The 20,108-nt window shown below is 68.3% G+C and carries 16 protein-coding genes; 1 reads left to right on the forward strand and 15 read right to left on the reverse strand.

The window, feature by feature from the left end; all coding sequences use genetic code 11:
• Nucleotides 1-19 precede the first annotated feature (19 nt).
• The 15 genes from KW843_RS14450 to KW843_RS14520 form a co-directional block, all read right to left on the reverse strand.
• Complete coding sequence (locus KW843_RS14450) at nt 20-1,642, reverse strand: C13 family peptidase (protein WP_218295855.1); 1,623 nt, start codon at nt 1,640-1,642, stop codon at nt 20-22.
• Between the two features lie 98 nt (nt 1,643-1,740).
• Nucleotides 1,741-2,682, reverse strand: a complete 942-nt coding sequence (locus KW843_RS14455; protein WP_218295856.1) for a formate dehydrogenase accessory sulfurtransferase FdhD — start codon at nt 2,680-2,682, stop codon at nt 1,741-1,743.
• 128 nt (nt 2,683-2,810) lie between these two features.
• The gene (locus tag KW843_RS14460; protein WP_218295857.1) at nt 2,811-3,200 is read right to left on the reverse strand and encodes a hypothetical protein; all 390 of its coding nucleotides are present in this window, start codon (nt 3,198-3,200) and stop codon (nt 2,811-2,813) included.
• Between the two features lie 11 nt (nt 3,201-3,211).
• Nucleotides 3,212-4,438 (reverse strand): formate dehydrogenase subunit gamma, encoded by a 1,227-nt coding sequence (locus KW843_RS14465; protein ID WP_218295858.1) that lies wholly within the window; start codon nt 4,436-4,438, stop codon nt 3,212-3,214.
• Between the two features lie 13 nt (nt 4,439-4,451).
• Nucleotides 4,452-4,688 (reverse strand): hypothetical protein, encoded by a 237-nt coding sequence (locus tag KW843_RS14470; RefSeq protein WP_218295859.1) that lies wholly within the window; start codon nt 4,686-4,688, stop codon nt 4,452-4,454.
• The gene (gene fdh3B / locus KW843_RS14475) at nt 4,685-5,302 is read right to left on the reverse strand and encodes a formate dehydrogenase FDH3 subunit beta (protein WP_218295860.1); all 618 of its coding nucleotides are present in this window, start codon (nt 5,300-5,302) and stop codon (nt 4,685-4,687) included. The genes KW843_RS14470 and fdh3B overlap by 4 nt, the downstream gene beginning before the upstream one ends.
• 112 nt (nt 5,303-5,414) lie before the next feature.
• On the reverse strand, nt 5,415-8,381 hold the full coding sequence (locus KW843_RS14480; RefSeq protein ID WP_218295861.1) for a formate dehydrogenase subunit alpha: 2,967 nt from the start codon (nt 8,379-8,381) through the stop codon (nt 5,415-5,417).
• A gap of 13 nt (nt 8,382-8,394) precedes the next feature.
• Nucleotides 8,395-8,607 carry a formate dehydrogenase gene (locus KW843_RS14485; RefSeq protein ID WP_218295862.1) on the reverse strand — a complete coding sequence of 71 codons (213 nt, stop codon included), beginning with the start codon at nt 8,605-8,607 and terminating at the stop codon, nt 8,395-8,397.
• Nucleotides 8,608-8,753: 146 nt separating this feature from the next.
• Entirely contained in the window at nt 8,754-9,368 is a 615-nt protein-coding gene (locus KW843_RS14490; RefSeq protein ID WP_218295863.1) for a molecular chaperone, read from the reverse strand.
• A gap of 14 nt (nt 9,369-9,382) precedes the next feature.
• On the reverse strand, nt 9,383-11,458 hold the full coding sequence (locus tag KW843_RS14495) for a 4Fe-4S binding protein (RefSeq protein WP_218296301.1): 2,076 nt from the start codon (nt 11,456-11,458) through the stop codon (nt 9,383-9,385).
• Nucleotides 11,418-12,149 (reverse strand): DUF3306 domain-containing protein, encoded by a 732-nt coding sequence (locus tag KW843_RS14500; RefSeq protein WP_218295864.1) that lies wholly within the window; start codon nt 12,147-12,149, stop codon nt 11,418-11,420. Before KW843_RS14500 ends, KW843_RS14495 begins: the two co-directional genes overlap by 41 nt.
• A complete protein-coding gene (locus KW843_RS14505; protein ID WP_218295865.1) occupies nt 12,142-12,732 on the reverse strand; it encodes a DUF3305 domain-containing protein in 591 nt (196 codons plus the stop codon). Before KW843_RS14505 ends, KW843_RS14500 begins: the two co-directional genes overlap by 8 nt.
• 248 nt (nt 12,733-12,980) lie before the next feature.
• Nucleotides 12,981-15,887: a formate dehydrogenase subunit alpha gene (gene fdhF, locus KW843_RS14510; protein ID WP_218295866.1), complete on the reverse strand. Its 2,907-nt coding sequence runs from the start codon at nt 15,885-15,887 to the stop codon at nt 12,981-12,983.
• The gene (locus KW843_RS14515; RefSeq protein ID WP_218295867.1) at nt 15,884-17,794 is read right to left on the reverse strand and encodes an NADH-ubiquinone oxidoreductase-F iron-sulfur binding region domain-containing protein; all 1,911 of its coding nucleotides are present in this window, start codon (nt 17,792-17,794) and stop codon (nt 15,884-15,886) included. The genes fdhF and KW843_RS14515 overlap by 4 nt, the downstream gene beginning before the upstream one ends.
• A 160-nt stretch (nt 17,795-17,954) precedes the next feature.
• The gene (locus KW843_RS14520) at nt 17,955-18,905 is read right to left on the reverse strand and encodes a LysR family transcriptional regulator (protein WP_218295868.1); all 951 of its coding nucleotides are present in this window, start codon (nt 18,903-18,905) and stop codon (nt 17,955-17,957) included.
• Between the two features lie 178 nt (nt 18,906-19,083).
• Between KW843_RS14520 and KW843_RS14525 the strand changes: the two genes are divergently transcribed.
• On the forward strand, nt 19,084-20,106 hold the full coding sequence (locus tag KW843_RS14525; RefSeq protein WP_370628501.1) for a 4-hydroxythreonine-4-phosphate dehydrogenase PdxA: 1,023 nt from the start codon (nt 19,084-19,086) through the stop codon (nt 20,104-20,106).
• Nucleotides 20,107-20,108 lie beyond the last annotated feature (2 nt).

The raw sequence follows: 20,108 nt of genomic DNA on the forward strand, positions 1-20,108 counted from the left end.
CGGAGCGCTCTGGCGCTGTTCAGGGCTTTGCGTCGCCGGCCGCCGGCGCCGCGCCACCGGGCACCCCCGCATCCAGGCGCGCTTGCAGCGCCTCCAGCACGGGCTGGATCTGTGTGCCCACGTGGATCTGGGGGTTGGAGAATCCGTCGGTCTTGCCGGCCTCCACCTCGCGCTGCGCGATCAGCGGCACGGCCTTGGCAAAGGCCTCGGTGAATGAATGGGTCTGGCGCAGTTGCTCGTTGAACACCGCGCGGCCGAAGAACGTGAGCTCGGACCGCGTGCCGCAGCCATACGATGTGTGGGTGGCGTCGGCGGCCGTCATGATGAGCGTGCCATCGGTGGCCAGGGGCCCGATCCAGCCGCCGGAGTAGCAGGCCGACACCGCGATCACGCGGTGGCGGATGCCGGCTTCATCCAGCGCGGCGCGCAGCATTTCCGGCGTGACGGGCTGCACCTGCAGCGGTCCGTGCGATGCCGCCAGCTCGTGGTTGCGCGCGCCGTGCGAGGTCATGTAGATCACCAGCAGGTCATGGTCGCGGTCCATGCGCGCACCCAGGGCCGAAATGGCGCGCTGCAGGTTCTGCGGCGTCGCCCAGACGTGGGTGTCGGCGGTCTCGGCATGGTTGAGCAGGTGGATCACGCGGCCGTGCGCGTCGAACCGTTCCTGCAGCAGCGTGCTGACCATGGTGCTTTCGCGCCGGAACACGTTCTCTTCGGCATAGGGAGCGAACACGAGGCCGTAGACATCCACCACCCCGTCCCGCTGGGCCGCCAGCGCTTGCACCTGGCGCTCCCACAGCGCCTGCTGCGCCTCGAACACCGGCTGCGACAAGGTCAGCTGCGCGGGTTCGGGGCCCTCCTCGGCGGCCTGCGCCGCCGCCAGGGCCGCACCGTCCAGCTCCCAGGGCTGGTCCTGGAACTGCCACATGCCCACCCCGATGATCGCCGCCATCGACACCGCGAACACCGCCGTGCGCAGGCGCGAGCGGATGAAGCGCGCGCTCACCACGACCAACGCCGCCAGAACCCACGCCGTCAGCACTCCGTAGGCAGTCCAGAAAACGATTCCGGCCGTGTTTCCGACCCACAGCGCGGGCCGGTGGACGGTGGCGCCCAGCAGGGCATACAGCACGAGCAGGGGCACCAGCGGAGCCCACGCCGACAACACATACCAGGCGGCGAGCCCGCCCGTTGGCGCGCCCTCCGGGGCCGGCGCGCCGGCCGCAAGGCGCTGCGCGGGTGCCATGGCCCACCAGGCCAGCCACAGAAGCGCCAGGCCGCTCCACATCGGCGCGAGCCAGCCCCGCAGGCTGAACTGGGCGGGCCCTGCCACCTGGAACCGCGCCGCCCCCACCAGCAGCGCGCCACCGAGCAGCACCAGAACGATCAATTGCCACGGGGTGGGAACCGCGGCCCCCGTGCGGGGCGGCAGGAACAGCGTGGCCCGCAGGCCCTCGCGGACCCAGGCTCCCAGGGGCAGGCGAAGAGGGGCAGGCGCCCCGGCCGAGGCCGCCGCCGGCGCAGGGGCGGGCGCACCGGGGGGCAGCCCCTCGTCCAGCGGGATTTCGATCTTGGCGGGTTCGGGGCCCCACTGGCTCGGTTGGGTATCGGCCCAGGCGCCCTTGGCGTTCAGGTCTTGCATGCGCGCATCATGCCACCGCGGGATGACGGCCCGGGGGCCGGGGAACATGCGCAGGGGAACCGGGGCGGACCGCCGCGAGATACCCCCGAAAGTGCCTCTCAGGCCGCGCTGGCGGACGCCGCCGGCGCCATGGCAGGCACCCGCGCCAGTTCAGGCTGCAGCACCAGCCGGTGCACCCCGCTGTAGCAGACGAAGCGGCGGTTGGTGGCGCGCCCGATGGCGCACAGACCCAGCTGCTGGGCCACGGCATGGCCCATCTGCGTCATGCCGCTGCGCGACACCACGATGGGCACGCCCATCTGGGCCGACTTGATGACCATCTCGCTCGTGAGGCGGCCTGTGGTGTAGAACACCTTGTCCGAGCCCGACATCGGCACATGCCCCCCCGCGGAGGGCCCGCCACCGGTGCGGGCCGGCGCCTCGGGGTTCATCCACATCCAGCCCGCGATGGTATCGATGGCATTGTGGCGCCCCACGTCTTCCACGAAAGTGAGCAGTTCCTCCCCCTGGAACAGCGCGCAGCCATGCACGGAGCCCGCAGACTTGTACGTGGTCTCCTTGATGCGGATGGCGTTCACGATGCCATACAGCTGGGCCTGGGTGAGGCGCGCCTCGGGCAGCGCGATCCGGTCCACCTCATCCATCAGCCCGCCAAACACGCTGCCCTGCCCGCAGCCGGTGGTCACCACCTTGCTGGCCGTCCGCTCCTCGATGCGCGCGATGCCGTGGCGCGTGCGCACGGCGGCGGCGTGGACCTCCCAGTCGACGGTGACGGATTCGATGTCGAAGACGGACTCCACCAACCGCTGGTTGCGCAGGTAGCCCAGCACCAGGAGCTCGGGCTGGGCGCCCAGCGTCATCAGCGTGACCAGCTCGCGCTTGTCCACATACACGGTGAGCGGCCGCTCGGCGGGAATGGACACCTGCTCCCGTTCACCCAGTTCATTGACCACCTCGACCCCATGGGTGAGCTGTGCCTGGGCCTGCGTGAGGCGCGGCAATGGCGGGGTGGCGAGGTCCGTGGCGGTGCGGGAAGTCATGGCCGGACTATACGCAGGCTCCGTGCGCGCCGCAGCCCGAGGCCGCAATGCCTCATGGTGTGTCCTGCCCGGGGCAGGGGCGCGGAGCCCCCTGGGAAGAGGCTGGGCGCCAGCCGCCGGGCCCGCGTTCAGGACTTGGGGGCCGATGCCGCCGCCGCGGGCGTCGACGTGCTGGGCGGGCTGCTCGCCGTGCCAGGCGGCGAATGGGCGCCAGAGGCCTCCAGGGGCTTGGCCTCCGGCGGCGTGTACGCGAACGGTCCGGGGTCGGTGCATGCGGCGGCACTGGTGGCCGTGGCGGGCTTGGCGGCTGGGCTGGTCTTGCGATAGTGGGCCGCCACGCGGTCCTGGGCCAGGCACAGCTTGTAGTTGTCCACCTTGCCCGCCCAGGCCGTCTTGGCGGCGGCTTCGGCGGCCTTGGCCGCGGCCTCGGGCGATGGCGCGGGAAGCTTGGCCACCGCCAGCATGCAGGAACTGGCCGCGCACACGGCCAGGAGCGAGGAACGGAAAAAATGCGTCATGGTGCGGTACCTCATACCTGTGCGGGTTGGCCTGCCGATGGCGCTGCGGCAGCATCGCCCCCCGGGGTGCTGGCACTGCGCTGGCGGGGAATCTTGCCCGCCTGGACGTCGTCATACCAGAGCTCATGGTGCTCCCGGGCCCAGGCCTCGCTCACGTAGCCCGTCTTCATGGCCTTGTAGGCGCCGCGCATGCCCACCGTGCCCATGTAGATGTGTCCGCAGATCAGCGCCATCATCCAGATGGCCAGGGAGGCATGGACCATGTGGGCGATCTGCATGTCGCCGCGCACGTCGCCAAAGCCGGGGATGAGCTTGTCGAGCACCAGGCCCGTGGCCACCACAAGGATGCCAGGGATGGTGATGCCCCACCAGAACAGGCCCTTCTCGCCCGCGTTGAAGCGGTGGGAGGGAACCTGGTGGTCACCGCCCAGCATGCCGCCGCCCTTGGACAGCCACACGAAGTCCGCGCGGTTGGCAATGTTGTCCTTGACGAAGGTGAGGATGATCACGAGCAGCGACACGGCGAACAACGGGCCCATGAAGTTGTGCACGTTCTTGAGCGCATAGGTGATCCATCCGAACAGCGAGGCACCCAGGACGGGCAGGAGGAAGAACTTGCCAAAGGCCATCACGATGCCGGAGAGGGCCAGCGTGCAGAAGGCGAACGCATTGGACCAGTGCGCCGCCCGTTCGAAGGGCGTGAAACGCTCGATGCGGCGGGTGCCGGCGCCCTCGGGATGGTCATGCCCCAGCGGGCCCTTGACGAAGTAGAAGATGCCCAGCGCCAGCAGCACGATGGCGAACAGCGCCGCGCCATAGGGAATGATCCAGTGGTTGCGCACCTGCCGCCAGGCCTCACCCGCATTGGTGAAACGCGAGCCGGGATACTGCACGAAGGGCTGGATCAGGTTGCCCGCCTCGGGCGCCTGCGTTTTGGGCAGGCTGCTGTAGCCCGTCACGCCCTGCCCCACCTGGCGCCACATGGGCGCATTGTTGCCAGGCTGCACCTTGGCACGCTCGCCGTTGGTCTGCCCGGCGTACTTGGGGTCCGCGCTGGCATCCGGCTTGACCTCGAAAATGTTCTGGCCCTGGATGCCGCCGGGTGCTTGCGGCGCCACCGCTGCGGCCGTGGCCGGCGCTGCGGCCGTGCCCGCATCGGGCGCCGCTGGCGCCTGGGCACCCGCGGGCCCCCAGGCCACACCCGCCGCCACGACCAAGGCACACACGATGTGTTTCATGGTGAACCTCGCTTCACTTGGTGCGGGTGTATTCGTTCTGGCCGTACTGCTGGCGCGCCTTGAGCTGCGCTTCCCAGCCGGCCTTGTCCCCGGCCTTCCAGCCAGGCTGGGTGAAGTTGCTGCCCGTGCCGGCATATGGCGGCGCGTCGCTGCGGATGCCCGCGCCCGTCTGGGGTTTTTCGCCGCAACCGGCGAGGGCCGCGACAGCCCCTGCCGCTGCAAGAACAACAAGAAGGGGAAGCCGCTTCATGACTTGCCCCCCGCAGGCTGGCCGGCCTGCTGCGAACCGTAGGCCGTGCCCCAGCCCCACACTTCGGCGCCCTTGCCGCGCTGCACCACGCGGTTGCGGAAGATGTCGGCCACCACATCGCCGTCGCCGGCCAGCAGGGCCTTGGTGGAGCACATCTCCGCGCAGGCCGGGAGCTTGCCCTCGGCCAGGCGGTTGCGGCCGTACTTGTCGAATTCGGCCTGGCTGCCGTGGTCCTCGGGCCCCCCGGCGCAGAAGGTGCACTTGTCCATCTTGCCGCGCACGCCGAAGGTGCCCTGCGACGGGAACTGCGGCGCACCGAACGGGCAGGCGTAGCTGCAGTAGCCGCAGCCGATGCACACATCCTTGTCGTGCAGCACCACGCCTTCTTCGGTGCGGTAGAAGCAGTTGACGGGGCACACGGCCATGCAGGGTGCGTCGCTGCAGTGCATGCAGGCTACCGAGATGGACTTCTCGCCGGGCACTCCGTCGTTGAGCGTGACCACGCGGCGGCGGTTCACGCCCCACGGCACCTCGTGCTCGTTCTTGCAGGCGGTCACGCAGCCGTTGCATTCGATGCAGCGCTCTGCGTCACAGATGAATTTCATTCGTGCCATTGCTGTCTCCAATCAGCGATTCAGGTTTTGCCGCCGGGCCGCCCCAAGGCAAAACGCGGCCCCCTCGGGGGGCAGCGCAGTACACAAAGTGACAAGCGTGGGGGCCATGTCTTCAGGCGCGTTCCACGTTGCAGATCGTGGTCTTGGTTTCCTGCATCATGGTCACGCTGTCGTAGCCATAGGTGGTGGCCGTGTTCACGGCCTCGCCGCGCACCACGGGCGCCGCGCCCTTGGGGTAGTACGCCAGCATGTCGGCGCCCTGCCAGCGGCCCGAGAAGTGAAACGGCATCCATACCGTGTCGGGCGCCACGCGCTCGGTGACGAGCGCCTGCACATTGAGCCGCGCACCCGTGGGGGAACTGAGCCACACGCGCTCGCCGTTGTGGATGCCGCGATCCGCCGCCGTCTTGGGGTTGATCTCGACGAACGATTCCTGCTGCAGCTCCGCCAGCCAGGGATTGGAGCGGGTTTCCTCGCCGCCGCCTTCGTATTCCACGAGGCGGCCCGAGCTCAGGATGAGCGGGAATTTCTCGTGCACCTTGTCGGCCACGTTCTTGTCCTGAAGGCTCTTGTAGAGCGTGGGCATGCGCCAGAACGCCTTCTTGTCGTCATGGGTGGGGTATTTGGCGACAAGGTCCGGGCGGGTGCCGTACAGCGGCTCGCGGTGCTGCGGAATGGCGTCGGGGAAGTTCCACACCACCGCGCGCGCCTTGGCATTGCCAAAGGGATGGCAGCCATGCTTCATCGCCACGCGGATGATCGCGCCCGTCGGGTCGGTCTTCCAGTTCTTGCCCTCGGCCTTGGTTTTCTCGGCGTCGGTGAGGTCATCCCACCAGCCCAGCTTCTTGAGCAGCACATGGTCGAACTCGGGGTAGCCCGTGGTGATCTCGCTGCCCAGCGAGTGCGAGCCGTCCTCGGCCAGCAGGTTCTGGCCGTCCTTTTCCACACCGAAGTTGGCGCGGAAGTTGCCGCCGCCATCCATCACGTGCTTGGAGGTGTCGTACAGGTTGGCCGAGCCGGGGTGCTTGAGCTCGGGCGTGCCGTAGCAGGGCCAGGGCAGGCCGAAATAGTCGCCCGTGAAGTCGTAGCCGGTGTCCTTGTCCTTGCCTCCCTTGGCCTTCAAGGTTTTCACGTCGAACACGTGCATGTTCTTCATGTGCGCCTTCAGGCGCTCGGGGCTCTGGCCGGTGTAGCCAATGGTCCACACGCCCTTGTTGATCTCGCGCAGGATGTCCTCGGGCACGGGCTCGTCCATGCCCTTGACCTTCTGCATCTTGTAGTTCTTGGAGAGCTCGGTGGCAAAGCCCAGCTTCTCGGCGAACTGGTGCATGATCATGTGGTCGGAGCGGCTCTCCCACAGCGGATCGATCACTTTCTCGCGCCACTGCAGCGAACGGTTCGAGGCCGTGCAGGAGCCGCTGGTCTCGAACTGCGTGGCCGCGGGCAGCAGGTACACGGCGCGGTTGGGGTTGAGGTCCTCGGCCTTGCCGGGCATCGCGGCCATGGCCGCCGTGGCCGAGGGGTACGGGTCCACCACCACCAGCAGGTCCAGCTTGTCCATGGCCCGCTTCATCTCGAGGCCCCGCGTCTGCGAGTTGGGCGCGTGGCCCCAGAAGAACACGCCGCGCAGGTTGGAGTCCTGGTCGATGAGCTCATTGTTCTCCAGCACGCCATCGATCCAGCGCGACACCGTGATGCCGCTCTTGGTCATCATCGCGGGCGAGGCGTACTGCTTCTTGATCCATTCGAAATCCACGCCCCACACCGCCGCGAAGTGCTTCCAGGAGCCTTCGGCCAGGCCGTAGTAGCCGGGCAGCGAATCGGGGTTGGGGCCCACGTCGGTCGCGCCCTGCACGTTGTCATGGCCCCGGAAGATGTTGGTGCCACCGCCGGTCTTGCCCACATTGCCCAGTGCCAGCTGCAGGATGCACGATGCGCGCACCATCGCATTGCCGATGGAGTGCTGCGTCTGGCCCATGCACCAGACGATGGTGCCCGGGTTGTTCTCGTGCAGCATGGTGGCGACCTTGAGCATCTGCGCCTCGCCCACGCCGCAGGCATCCTGCACCTTGTCGGGCGTCCACTTGGCCAGCACGTCCTCGCGCACCTTGTCCATGCCGTAGACACGGTCGTTGATGTACTTCTTGTCTTCCCAGCCGTTCTTGAAGATGTGGTACAGCAGGCCGAACAGGAAGGGGATGTCGGTGCCCGAACGGATGCGCACGTATTCGTCGGCCTTGGCGGCCGTGCGGGTGAAACGCGGGTCCACCACGATCATCTTGCAGCCGGTTTCCTTGGCGTGCAGCATGTGCAGCATGCTCACCGGGTGGGCCTCGGCCGCGTTGGATCCGATGTACAGGGCGACCTTGCTGTTCTGCATGTCGTTGTACGAATTGGTCATGGCGCCGTAGCCCCATGTGTTGGCCACGCCGGCCACCGTGGTCGAGTGGCAGATGCGCGCCTGGTGGTCGCAGTTGTTGGTGCCCCAGAAGCTCACGAACTTGCGCAGCAGGTAGGCCTGCTCGTTGTTGTGCTTGGACGAGCCCACGAAGTACACGCTGTCAGGGCCGCTGGCCTTGCGCAGCTCCTGCATCTTGGCGGTGATCTCGTTGAGCGCCGTGTCCCAGCTGATGCGCTCGTACTTGCCGTTCACCAGCTTCATGGGGTAGCGCAGGCGGTACTCGCCGTGGCCGTGCTCGCGCAGCGCGGCACCCTTGGCACAGTGCGCGCCCAGGTTGATGGGCGAATCGAACACCGGCTCCTGGCGCACCCACACGCCGTTCTCGACCACCGCATCGACCGCGCAGCCCACCGAGCAGTGGGTGCACACGGTGCGGCGCACTTCGATCTTGCTGTCGCCCAGGCCCACCTTGGCGCCTTCGGCGGCACTGGACTTCTTGACCAGGGTCAGCTGCGACGCGGCAATGCCGACGCCGACGCCCAGGCCCGAGCGGCGCAGGAACGAGCGCCGGTCCATGGTGGGCAGGGCCTGCGACAAACCGCGGCGCAGGCTGTGGACAAAGGGAGATGCCGGGGCTGCGCCGGGCGCGGCGTGCGGCGATTTCTTGGTGAGCAACATGGGGCGCCCCGCGTCAGAGTTGGGTGGTCTTGTAGTACTGCTTCACATGGGCGGACAGGTGGTACCCGCCGCCCTTCTCCGGCGCCACGCGGGGGGGCGCGGACACTGCCGCATCGGAAGACGGCGCCACCTGGGGAAGGGCCATCACGGCGGCCGCTGCGGCGCCGACGGTGGCGGCGCCGGCAAAGAAGCTGCGGCGCGAGGATGGGGGTTGGCTGTTCTGCATGCTTGTCTCCAGAATGGCTGGCAGCTATGAAAGGCTGTTCATACAGTCTATGTCACTGAGTGCAACACTGCAATTGAGGCAAATACCTCCCACCAAGTTACTCACCTTTTATAGCGGCCCGGCCAGACGCCGCGAGCGCGCCCCGCTCAATCGAGCATGTCGAAGCCCTGCGCCTCCACGGCCACGAAAGCCCGCGTGAATGCGGCCAGCGCCGCATACAGGCGGGCCTGGGGGTGGGCCGCCAGCGCATCGCACAGCGCCCCGGTCCAGGGCTGCAGGTGCGTGGCAAAAAAGTCGCGCTGCGACGCCAGGTTGCACACCGCGACGTCGTCGCCGGCAATCAGGTAGCGCATCACCTCGCACAGGTAGGCGATGTGGTCTTCGGTCTCGGGCATCGCCGCCTCGTCACGCGCCAGGCCCAGGCGGGCCAGGTCGGTGCGCAGGCGGGCCAGGGGCTTCTCGTTCAAGAAGCCGCTCACGTAGTGCGATGCGTACAGGTAGACCTCGGGCTTGCCCACGCCGCCGAACAGGCGGTCGAACTCCAGCGCAATGGCCGCATCGTCCAGCGCACGTGCTGCGCCCACCAGCTGCTGCCAGGGCTCCTGCAGAAAGCCGCCAGCGGCCGGTGCCTCGGTCACCGCCACGCGCAGGGCGGACAGCAGCTCCGGGCCGGGCGCTGCGTAGTACAGCTGCGACAACAGGCCATAGAGCTCGGCGCGCGCGGTTTCCTCGTCCAGCGCCGAGCTGCCGGCAGGGGTCATTGAAGGTTGGGCGCTCACAGGTCCGTCACTTTCGCTTCGCTTTGGGAGGAATACAGGTCGATCACGCGGCAGTCGCTGCACATCTTCAAGCGCTCCAGCGCCTCGCCCTGGAACATGGGGTGGCCCGAGAGCTTGCCCAGCATGGCCTCGATGGCCTTGACCGTGCCGAACGGTTTGCTGCAGCGCACGCAGGCCCAGGGCTTGGCTTCGTTGAGCACGCGCAGCTGCGCACGCTCGGGCGTGAGCAGCAGGCGCGGCTGCAGGGTGATCGCGTCTTCGGGGCAGGTGGTGGCGCACAGGCCGCACTGCACGCAGTTCTTTTCGATGAAGCGCAGTTGCGGCATCTGCGGGTTGTCCTGCAGGGCGCTGGCGGGGCACGCGCTCACGCAGCTCAGGCACAGCGTGCAGCGGTCTTTGTTCACGTTGATGCTGCCCAGCGGCGAGCCCGCGGCCGGCAGCGCAATGGCGTCGGGCCGCACCGTGGCCGGGGCTGGCGCGTATTCGATGAGATGGTCCAGAGCCATCTCCAGCGTGCTGCGCTTTTCCTGCGCCACCGCAAACCGTGCGGGCACGGCGGGCATGGCCTGGCGGGTCTGCCCCAGGGCCTGCAGCGCGGCGTCCAGCGCCGTGGGGTGCGTGGCCCGCACCAGTTGCAGGTGGCTGCCCGTGTAGCCCAGCCCGCGCAGGATGGCCTGCGCCACATCCATCTGCGCCTGCAGGCCTTCGAGGTACTGCGGGGCTTCTTCATCAGTCACCAGCACCGCCACCTGCGATGCACCGTAGGCGATGGCGCTCAGCCACAGGTCCACGCCCAGGCTGGCCGTGTGCCACACCGCCACCGGAATCACCCGCGCCGGCACGCCGTGCGCCACCTTCAGCTGCGCCGCGCGGCCCAGTTCCTCCACCAGCGCCTGGCCGCGCTCCTGGCTGTGCAGCAGCACCACGGCGTCTTTGCCACCGGCTGCGGCATAGGTGGACAGCAGCGTCTTGAGCTTCAGGCCCTGGTCCGTGGCACTGGGGTAGGCATAGGTCAACGCGCCCGTGGGGCACACCGTGGTGCAGGCACCGCAGCCCACGCAGAGGTTCGGGTTCACCTTGATTTGCTGGCGGCTCTTGTCACTCGCAATGGCCTCGGCCGAGCAGATGTCCACGCAGGCGTTGCAGCCCACGGTTTCATTGCGGCTGTGGGCGCACAGCTTTTGTTTGTAGACAAAGAACTTGGGCTTTTCAAACTCGCCCACCAGCTCGCGCAGGCGCAGCAGCGTGGCGATGTCGCGGCCATCCCAGCGAAAGTACCCCTGCGGCAACGCGTGCTGCACAAAGGTGGGCGTGGCCGTGGCGGCGCGCAGGTCGAGCACCATGTCGAAGCGCTCGGTGTGCGGGGCCGCCTCGCGGCTGAAGTCGATGGCGCCCGCCACCTGGCAGACCTTCACGCACGCGCGGTGCGACTGGCAGGCGGTCAGGTCGACTTGGTAGTCGAGGCCGATGGCATCTTCGGGGCACGCAGCCACGCAGGCGTTGCAGCGGGTGCACAGGTCCAGGTCGATGGGGTTGTCGGCCGACCATTGCAGATCGAACGCGCCCAGCCAGCCCGTGAGACCCGTGATACGCCCGCCCAGCACCGGAAAGCGCCGGGCCTGCGCACCGCCTGCGGTGCCCGGGCCCTGAGCGAACACCGTCACCTCCAGCACGTCGGACACCATGGCCGCCGCACGCTCGGCCGCATCCAGCGGCCCGATGATCAGAAGGCGCCCTGCGCTCCTGAACGTGACCGTGGGCACGGGTGCGGGCTCGGGCAACTGCGCGGCGGCCAGCAGCGCCGCGATCTTGGGGGTGGCCTGGCTCGCATCGCGGCTCCAGCCGCCGGTCTCGCGGATGTTGACGAAGCGGAGGGGGGAGATGGCGCCCTCGGTCTGCTGGCCCAGCTCGGCGAACAGGCGCTGCTCCTGCGTGCAGGCCACCACCACATCCTGGCCGGTCTTGATGGCCTGCTGGAATGCGCCGGCTTCGCGCCGGCACAGCGTGGAGTGAAGGGTCAGGCCCTGGTCGTCATGCAGTGCCGCGCCCAACGCCTTCGCGTCGAGGGGCATCGTCTGGTTGCAGTCGCAGATGAGCGTCGTGGTCATGGTCGGGTTGGCTGGCTGGTGCGTCGGCTGCCCCGGTGGGGGACAGCACGGGCGCGCCGGGCTCGCTGGAGGACTCGCTAGGAACAGCGGTGCATACCCCCGACTGTGCCACGCCCGCGGCCTCTTGCGCCTCCGCATCATCCCGATGCTGAGCGGGACCCGGGGGCTTTGCCGCAGCGCCCTCCGCCTCCGGCGAGGGCTTTTCATGGTCGAAGAAGCCCATGGCATGGGCGCTGGCCATCTGGCGCAGCATGCCCTCGGGCAAAGGGTCGGGCTGGCTGTAGTCGCCGATGTAGATATCGAGGCCGTCCATCACATTGAAGTGCGGGTCGGCAAACAGCTTCTTCATCGCCAGGTTGCGCACATCGGGCGAGACCGCGCGCTGCACGAAGGGCTTGAAGTCAGACTCGGGCGTGAGGGCTTGGGCATCGGCCAGCGTGGGCGGCGGTGGCGCCGGATCGGCTGCCTGCGTGCTGTCGCTCGCCTGGGTTGACTCACCACGCACCGGGACTTGTGCCCCAGGAGACGGGCCCGTGGGCAGGCCCGCAGCGCGTTCCGCCGCCGGCATGGCGGGCGGCGGAGGCTCGTCGATGGGCTTGCCCTCGCGCACCTCCTGCTTGCGGCGCGACCAGCGCCCGAGGAATCCGTCAGCCACGGTCTGCCCTTCCCTGCTCCACGACGTCACCACCACCACCACGCCCGCCGCCGCCGCGCTGTTTCTCGGTGGAAACGGTCGCAGGGTTGCCAAAACGGTCCTGCAGGGGGCGGAAGCTGTCGGGGCGCTTCCTGCGCTTGGGCTCGGGCTGGTAGTGCTCGGCCACGAAGGCGCGCAGCACCTCCAGCACCTCGGGCGGGGCGGGCACCTGTTCCACGGTTTCCTGCGCGTCCAGCCAGCGGCCCGCGTCGTGGTAGCTCAGGCTCACGGCCACGGGGCGTGCCAGCGGGATCTCGCCCGTGCCGGGGTCTTCGTCGCGGCGCCACAGCACGAACCAGCAGGGGGCGGGCGAGGTGAGGTTGAGGTGGTAGCCCTCGGCATCGTCGCGGAACAGCTCCACCACGAAGCCGGGGAACAGCCAGCGCTGCTCGCGCTCATCGCTGAGCAGGCGGCGCGGCGCGGTGCCGAAGGTGGGCTCGTTGATCACCACCTCGGCCAGCGACCAGCGCCAGGGCTGCCAGCGGTTGTCGATGCGCTCGCAGCGCATGATCACGGCAACGTCGGTGTGGGGGCGTTCGGTCATGGGCGTTGACTTTACTCCGGCAGGCGCGTGGAGAGGGTTCAAAGCCCCTGCACTGCGCCGCAGCCGTCGTGTGGTGGTGAGGATGCGGATGTGGGTGCGCGCAACTGCGCGGCTGCCGGAGGCGGTCTGGGCCCTGGCTTCGACAGGCTCAGCCCGAACGGACTGGGGGACTGGGGGACGGGCTACAGACTACGAACGATGGAGGCTGGAGCACCGGCGCTTCCCGGCGTCGCGCCCCACGCCGTCCGTCAGTGCGGCGCCTCCTGCGCCACGTCCAGCCGCTCCACAGCCACCGCGCAGTACTTGAACTCGGGGATCTTGCCGAACGGGTCCAGCGCCGCGTTGGTGAGCAGGTTGGCGGCGGCCTCCACGTACGCAAACGGCATGAACACGGTGCCGTGCGGCGTGCCGTCGTCGCGGCGCACGCGCACCTGCACCATGCCGCGCCGCGAGCGGATGCCCACCAGCGCGCCGGGCGCCACGCCCAGCCGCGCCAGTTCGTCGCCATGCAGCGACGCGGTGGCCATGGGCTCGATGGCGTCCAGCACGGTGCTGCGCCGCGTCATGCTGCCCGTGTGCCAGTGCTCCAGCTGCCGGCCGGTGATGAGCACCAGGGGGTAGTCGGCATCGGGCTTTTCGGCCGCCGGGATCACGCTGGCGGGCACCAGTTGCAGTCGGCCCGTGGGCGTGGGGAATTTCTCGGTGAAGACGATGGGCTGGCCCGGGTCGCCCTCCGTGAGGCAGGGGTAGGTCACGCTGGAGTCGCGCGCGAGGCGGTCCCAGGTGATGCCCTCGATGCTGGCGTGCATGGCCTGGCGCATTTCGTCGTAGACAGCGGCCACGCCGGATTCTTCGCCTTCGTAGTTCCAGCCAAGCCCCATGCGCGCGGCGATCTGCTGGATGATCCACAGGTCGGGCTGCGCGTCGCCCGGCGGGTTCAGGGCGCGGCGGCCCATCTGCACCATGCGGTCGGTGTTGCTGGCGGTGCCGGTCTTTTCGGGCCAGGCGCTGGCGGGCAGTACCACGTCGGCCAGCCAGGCGGTCTCGGTCAAAAAGATGTCCTGCACCACCAGGTGCGACAGGCTGGCCAGCGCGTGGCGCGCGTGGTTCAGGTCGGGGTCGCTCATGGCGGGGTTCTCGCCCATGATGTACATGCCGCGCACCTTGTGCGGGTCGCTGTCGTCGGCCAGGGCCTTGTGCATGATCTCGACCACGGTGTAGCCCGGCGCCTCATCGAGCCGGGCGCCCCAGAAGTCCTCGAACCAGGCATGCGCCTCCGCGTTGTCCACCCGCTGGTAATTGGGGAACATCATGGGGATCAGCCCCGCGTCGCTCGCGCCCTGCACGTTGTTCTGGCCGCGCAGCGGGTGCAGGCCGGAGCCGGGCTTGCCGATCTGGCCGGTGACGGCGCACAGCGCGATCAGACAGCGCGCGTTGTCGGTGCCGTGCACGTGCTGGCTTACGCCCATGCCCCACAGAATCATCGAGGCTTTGCTTTTTGCAAACGCCCGCGCCACCTCGCGCAGCGTCTCGGCCGGGATTCCGCACACCGGGGCCATGGCCTCGGGGCTGCAGCCCATCACGTTGGCCTTCAAGGCCTCGAAGTTGTTGGCGCGGTCGCGGATGAAGGCTTCATCCACCAGGCCTTCGTCGATCACCGTGTGGATCAGCGCGTTGAGCATGGCCACGTCGGTGTCGGCCTTGAACTGCAGTGTGCGCCAGGCATGGCGGCCGATGTCGGTGATGCGCGGATCGGCCAGCACGATCTTCGCGCCACGCTGCGCGGCGTTCTTCATCCAGGTGGCCGCCACGGGGTGGTTGGCCGTGGGGTTGGAGCCGATCACGAAGATCAGCCCGGCATGCTCCACGTCGTTCACCGGGTTGCTCACCGCGCCCGAGCCCACACCTTCGAGCAACGCGGCCACGCTGGAGGCGTGGCACAGCCGCGTGCAGTGGTCCACGTTGTTGCTGCCAAAGCCGGTGCGCACCAGCTTCTGGAACAGGTAGGCCTCTTCGTTGCTGCCCTTGGCCGATCCAAAGCCTGCGAGCGCCTTGGGGCCGTGCGTGTCGCGCAGCGACCTGAGCGTGCCGGCGGCCAGGCCGAGCGCCTCGTCCCAGGTCGCTTCGCGGAAGGTATCGCGCCAGTCGGCGCCGTAGGGCCGCACCTCCTTGGGCACGCCGCTCTTGCGGATCAGCGGCACCGTCAGGCGGTCGGGGTGGTGGGCGTAGTCGAAACCAAAGCGCCCTTTCACACACAGGCGGCCGTGGTTGGCCGGGCCGTCGCGGCCCTCGACGCTGATGATTTTTTCATCGCGCACGTTGTAGGTGATGAGGCAGCCCACGCCGCAGAACGGGCAGACCGAATCGACCTTGCGGTCCACCGCCTGCGGGCCGATGTGCGTCTTGGGACTGAGCGCGCCCGTGGGGCAGGCCTGCACGCATTCGCCGCAGGCCACGCAGGTGCTCTCGGCCATGGGGTCGTCGAGGTCGAAGACGATCTTGCTCTGCGCGCCGCGCAGCGCGTAGCCGATCACATCGTTGACCTGTTCCTCGCGGCAGGCGCGCACGCAGCGGTTGCACTGGATGCAGGCGTCCAGGTTCACCGCCATGGCCGGGTGGCTCAGGTCGGGCGCGGGCTGCTCGCGGCGCAGGGCCTTGAGGGCCGGGCGCACGGCCACGCCCAGGCGGTCGGCCCACTCGCTCAGTTCGCCGTGCTGGCCTACCGTTTCTGAAATATTTGAATCAAATTTGCCGCTAGCGATTGATGGATAAGCGCCACCAGCTATCAATTCAGGAGTATTTGATTGGTCGTCGTTCCAGCGATAGCCCACATCGGGCATGTCCGACAGCAGCATCTCCACCACCATCTGCTGGCTCTTGCGGGCGCGCGGGCTGGCGGCCGACACCTTCATGCCCTCGGTCGGCGCGCGGCAGCAGCTGGGGGCGAGCGTGCGCTCGCCGGCGATCTCGACCACGCAGGCGCGGCAATTGCCATCGGGGCGCAGGCCGTCGGTGTAGCAGAGGTGGGGAATGTCCACGCCATGGCGCTGCGCGGCTTTGAGGATGGTTTCACCGGCGTGGGCGGTGACGGGCTGGCCGTCCAACTCGAAGGCCACGCCAGGCCGCGCCGCCGTGGATGTCAACACGGCGCTCATGGCTGTAGTCCTCCGGGCAGTTGCTCGGCGAGCGGGCTGTTGCGCGGCCTGGGCAGGTCGCCTGGCCAGGGCGCCTCGCCCACCTCGTGGGCAAAATATTTGTGGATGCAGCGGATGGGGTTGGGCGCCGCCTGGCCCAGGCCGCAGATCGATGCATCGCCCATCACCTGGGCCAGGTCGTCGAGCAGTTCTTCATCCCACTGCGGGGCGCGCATCAACACCGCAGCCTTGGCCGTGCCCACGCGGCAGGGCGTGCACTGGCCGCAGCTTTCGTGCTCGAAGAAGCGCATCACGTTCAGCGCCGCATCGCGGGCCCGGTCGTGCTGGCTGAGCACGATGACGGCGGCCGAGCCGATGAAGCAGCCGTGGGGCTGCAGCGTATCGAAGTCGAGCGGGATGTTGCTCAGGCTGGCGGGAAGGATGCCGCCCGACGCGCCGCCGGGCAGGTAGGCATACAGCTGGTGGCCATCGGGCATGCCGCCGCAGTATTCATCGATGAGTTCCTGCACCGTGATGCCCGCAGGCGCGAGCTTGACGCCGGGATGCTTCACGCGTCCGCTCACGCTGAAACTGCGCAGCCCCTTGCGCCCGTGGCGGCCGAAGCTGGCAAACCACTCGGGCCCGCGCTCGATGATGTCGCGCACCCAGTACAGCGTCTCGAAGTTGTGCTCCAGCGTGGGCCGGCCGAACAGGCCCACCTGCGCGATGTAGGGCGGGCGCATGCGGGGCTCGCCGCGTTTGCCTTCGATGCTCTCGATCATGGCCGACTCTTCGCCGCAGATATAGGCGCCCGCGCCGCGCCGCAGCTCGATGTGCGGCAAGGGGCATGGCGGTTCGGCGCGCAAATCCCGCAGCGCCGCCTGCAGCAGCGCGCGGCAGCCGTGGTACTCGTCGCGCAGGTAGATGTAGATGGCTTCGGTGCCCACTACCTGGGCGGCGATGAGAACGCCTTCCAGAAAGCGGTGCGGGTCGCGTTCGAGGTAGGTGCGGTCCTTGAAGGTGCCGGGCTCGCCCTCGTCGATGTTGACGGCCATCAGCCGTGGCGCGGGCTGGTCGCGCACGATGCGCCATTTGCGTCCCGCCGGAAAGCCTGCGCCGCCCAGGCCGCGCAGGCCCGAGTTCTCCATGGCCGAGAGCACTGCCTCGGCATCCATTTCGCCGTTGACCAGCGCGGCGGCCGTCTGGTAGCCGCCGTGCGCGCGGTAGGTGGCGAGGTCTGTGTGGGCGGGACTGACCGGGTCTGGCTGCGCAGGCACGCTGTGTTCGGCCAGCGCGGCAATATCAAAATTGATAGCTGCCAGCGCTTGTGGATGAAGCGCCAGGGCCCGATTTTGCTTCGAAATGATGGTGTCCAGCACGGCATCCACCGTGGCGTGTGGCACCGGGCACTGGTGCACCACGGCCACGGGCGCCTGCTCGCAGCGGCCCACGCAGGGCACGGCCACCACCTGCACATCGCCATGCCCTGCACCAAGGTTCATCGCGCGCAGGCGCCCGGGCAGCTCGGCCAGCAGTTCATGTGCTCCGGCCAGGCTGCAGCTCAGGCTGTCGCACACCCGCAGCACCAGGCGCGGGGCCTGGGCATCCTCGCCGCGCACGATGTCGAAGTGGTGGTAGAAGCTGGCCACTTCATACACCTCGGCCATCGGGCGGTTGAGCTGCTTGGCCAGCGCCACCAGGTGGCGGTCGTGCAGCACGCCAAAGTGGTCGTTCAGCCGGTGCAGGTATTCGATGAGCAGATCGCGCCGAAAACCATCGGCCGGGCGCGGCCCCAGCAGCTGCGCCACCTCGGCCAGCGCGGCATCCTCGGGCTGGCGGCCTTTCAGGCGGCTCTTGCGGCGGATGCGCTCGCGCATGTCGTTGACGGACACGGCGGCCACGGTGGGGGCTTCGGGTGCAGGATTCATGGATCGGGATCGTGGTCGCGCGCAGCGGTGGTTATGAAGCCGCCTGCATACCGCAGGCTGGCGAGCGCAGTGTCGACGAGGCCCGCGGGGGCGTCAAATTGCTTACGCACATGGGACGATCACAAAAACAAATGAGCCCGGACCGTCCCCTGCGCGGCCGCTACGCCTGCGGCGGCGGCGGGCGGCTGCGATGCAGCGCCGACAGGAAGTAGCGCGCGGCCTGTGGCAGGGGGCGGTCCCTGCGCGTGATGGCGCCGAACTCGCCCATCTTGTGCTTGATGTGGCAGGGCAGGATCTTGAGCAGATGGTGCCGCGCATAGATCGTGGCGATCGACAGCGGAATCACGGCCACCATGGTGGTGTCCGCGATCAGCTGCATGGTGGTCAGGATGGAGGCCGTCTCGATCAGGCCACGGGGCGGCGGCGCGTGGAGCGAGCGGAACTCCTGGTCCAGCACCTCGCGCATGGGGCTGCCGGAGGGCTGCAGTATCCAGGGGTAGTCCAGCAAGCTGGAAAAGGGAACCTGCCTTTTCTTGGACAGCGGGTGCCCCACTCCCACCACCACGGCCAGCGACTCGTTGGCCAGCGGCTGAAAGCCGAACAGGGCCTTGTGCTCCGGCCGCACGCGCCCGATGGCGATGTCGATCAGGCCGTCCTTGAGCAGTTCGACCAGCCTGTCGCTGGTGTCCAGCGTCACCTGGATGGTGGTCAGCGGATAGGTCTTGTTGAAAGCGATGATGGCCTGGTTCAGCAAGGTGGGCAGCGGCGCCATGATGCAGCCCACCGCCAGGCGCCCCGCGCTTCCCAGTTTCAGTTCATCGAGTTCGCGGGCCATGGACTCCATCGAGCCGCGCATGCCCTGGAAGTACCCCAGCACGCGCTCGCCGGCCGGTGTCATCCGCTGCCCCCGCCCCTCGCGTTCGAACAGGCGCTGCCCCAGCGCCGACTCCAGCTCCTGAATCATCTTCGTGGCGGCGGGCTGGCTCATTCCCAGCTCGACCGCCGCCCCCCGCAAGGTGCCATGTTCGGCAAAAGCCAGCATGAGGGCGACCTGCCGCATGCGCAGCCGGTTGAGCAGTTGCGAGACGACAAAAGGACTTGTTTTGTGCATGGAGGAACCGCCTCTGGCTTACGGGAAAACCCAGCGTCAAATCATAACCAGTGATTATTAGTTATGTTCAATTTTTGAATTTACGTTAACTATCCGCCTCCCAATAATCGGCCCACATGCAGCAGGCGACACCACCCAAAACCGAATCCCATCCACGACAAACGCCGCAAAACCGGTCGTGGCCCTGACCCTGGGCGACCCCGCGGGCATCGGTCCTGAGCTCATCGCGAAGCTGCTCAGCCGGCCTGACGTCCACGAGGAGGCCAACGTGGTCGTGGTGGGCGACATCTGGGTGTGGAATGCCGGCCAGCAGACCGCTGGCGTCGCCGTGCCGACACACCCCGTCGCGACGCTGGCCGAAGTGCGCGACCGCCCCCAACAGGACCGGCCTGCCTTTGTGCCGGTGGCGTCCATCGATGCCGGCAAGGTCCGCTGCGGCCACGTGGCGGCGGAATGCGGGGCCTCCGTCCTTCAGGTGCTGAACCTCTGCATGGACGCGGCCCAGGCCGCCCATGTGGACGCCATCTGCTTCGCCCCCCTGAACAAACACGCCATGAAGCTGGGCGGGCTCCGCCACGAGGACGAACTGCACCATTTCGCCGCGTACCTGGGAGTGCAGGGCTACTTCTGCGAGTTCAACACCCTGGGCCGCCTGTGGACATCGCGGGTGTCCTCGCACATTCCCCTCAAGGATGCCGCGCGGGCACTGAGCCAGGAACGCATCGTGGCCGCCGCCAGGCTCATCCACCAGTCGCTGCGGGACAGCGGGTTCCCCGATCCCAGGGTGGCCGTGGCGGCCTTCAATCCGCACGCGGGGGACGGCGGCATGTGCGGACGCGAGGAGATCGACATCATCGCGCCGGCCGTCAGGACGCTCCAGGAAGCCGGAGTGCCGGCGGAAGGCCCCTTCCCCGCGGACACGGTGTTCCTGAAAGCGCGCGACGGCCACTACCAGGCGGTGGTGACCATGTACCACGACCAGGGCCAGATCGCGATCAAGCTGCTGGGATTCAGCCGGGGGGTCACCGTCCAGGGCGGGCTTCCCATCCCCATCACCACGCCCGCCCATGGCACGGCCTTCGACATCGCGGGCAGGGGCGTGGCCGATGTCAATGCCACGCACAACGCATTCCGGATCGCCGCACGCATGGGCTCGAACCAGCTGCGCGCCCGCCAGGGCGACCCGCTGGCCGGTGAATGACA

Origin of the sequence: Acidovorax sp. sif1233, assembly GCF_019218755.1 — a bacterium.
Taxonomy (GTDB): domain Bacteria; phylum Pseudomonadota; class Gammaproteobacteria; order Burkholderiales; family Burkholderiaceae_C; genus Acidovorax.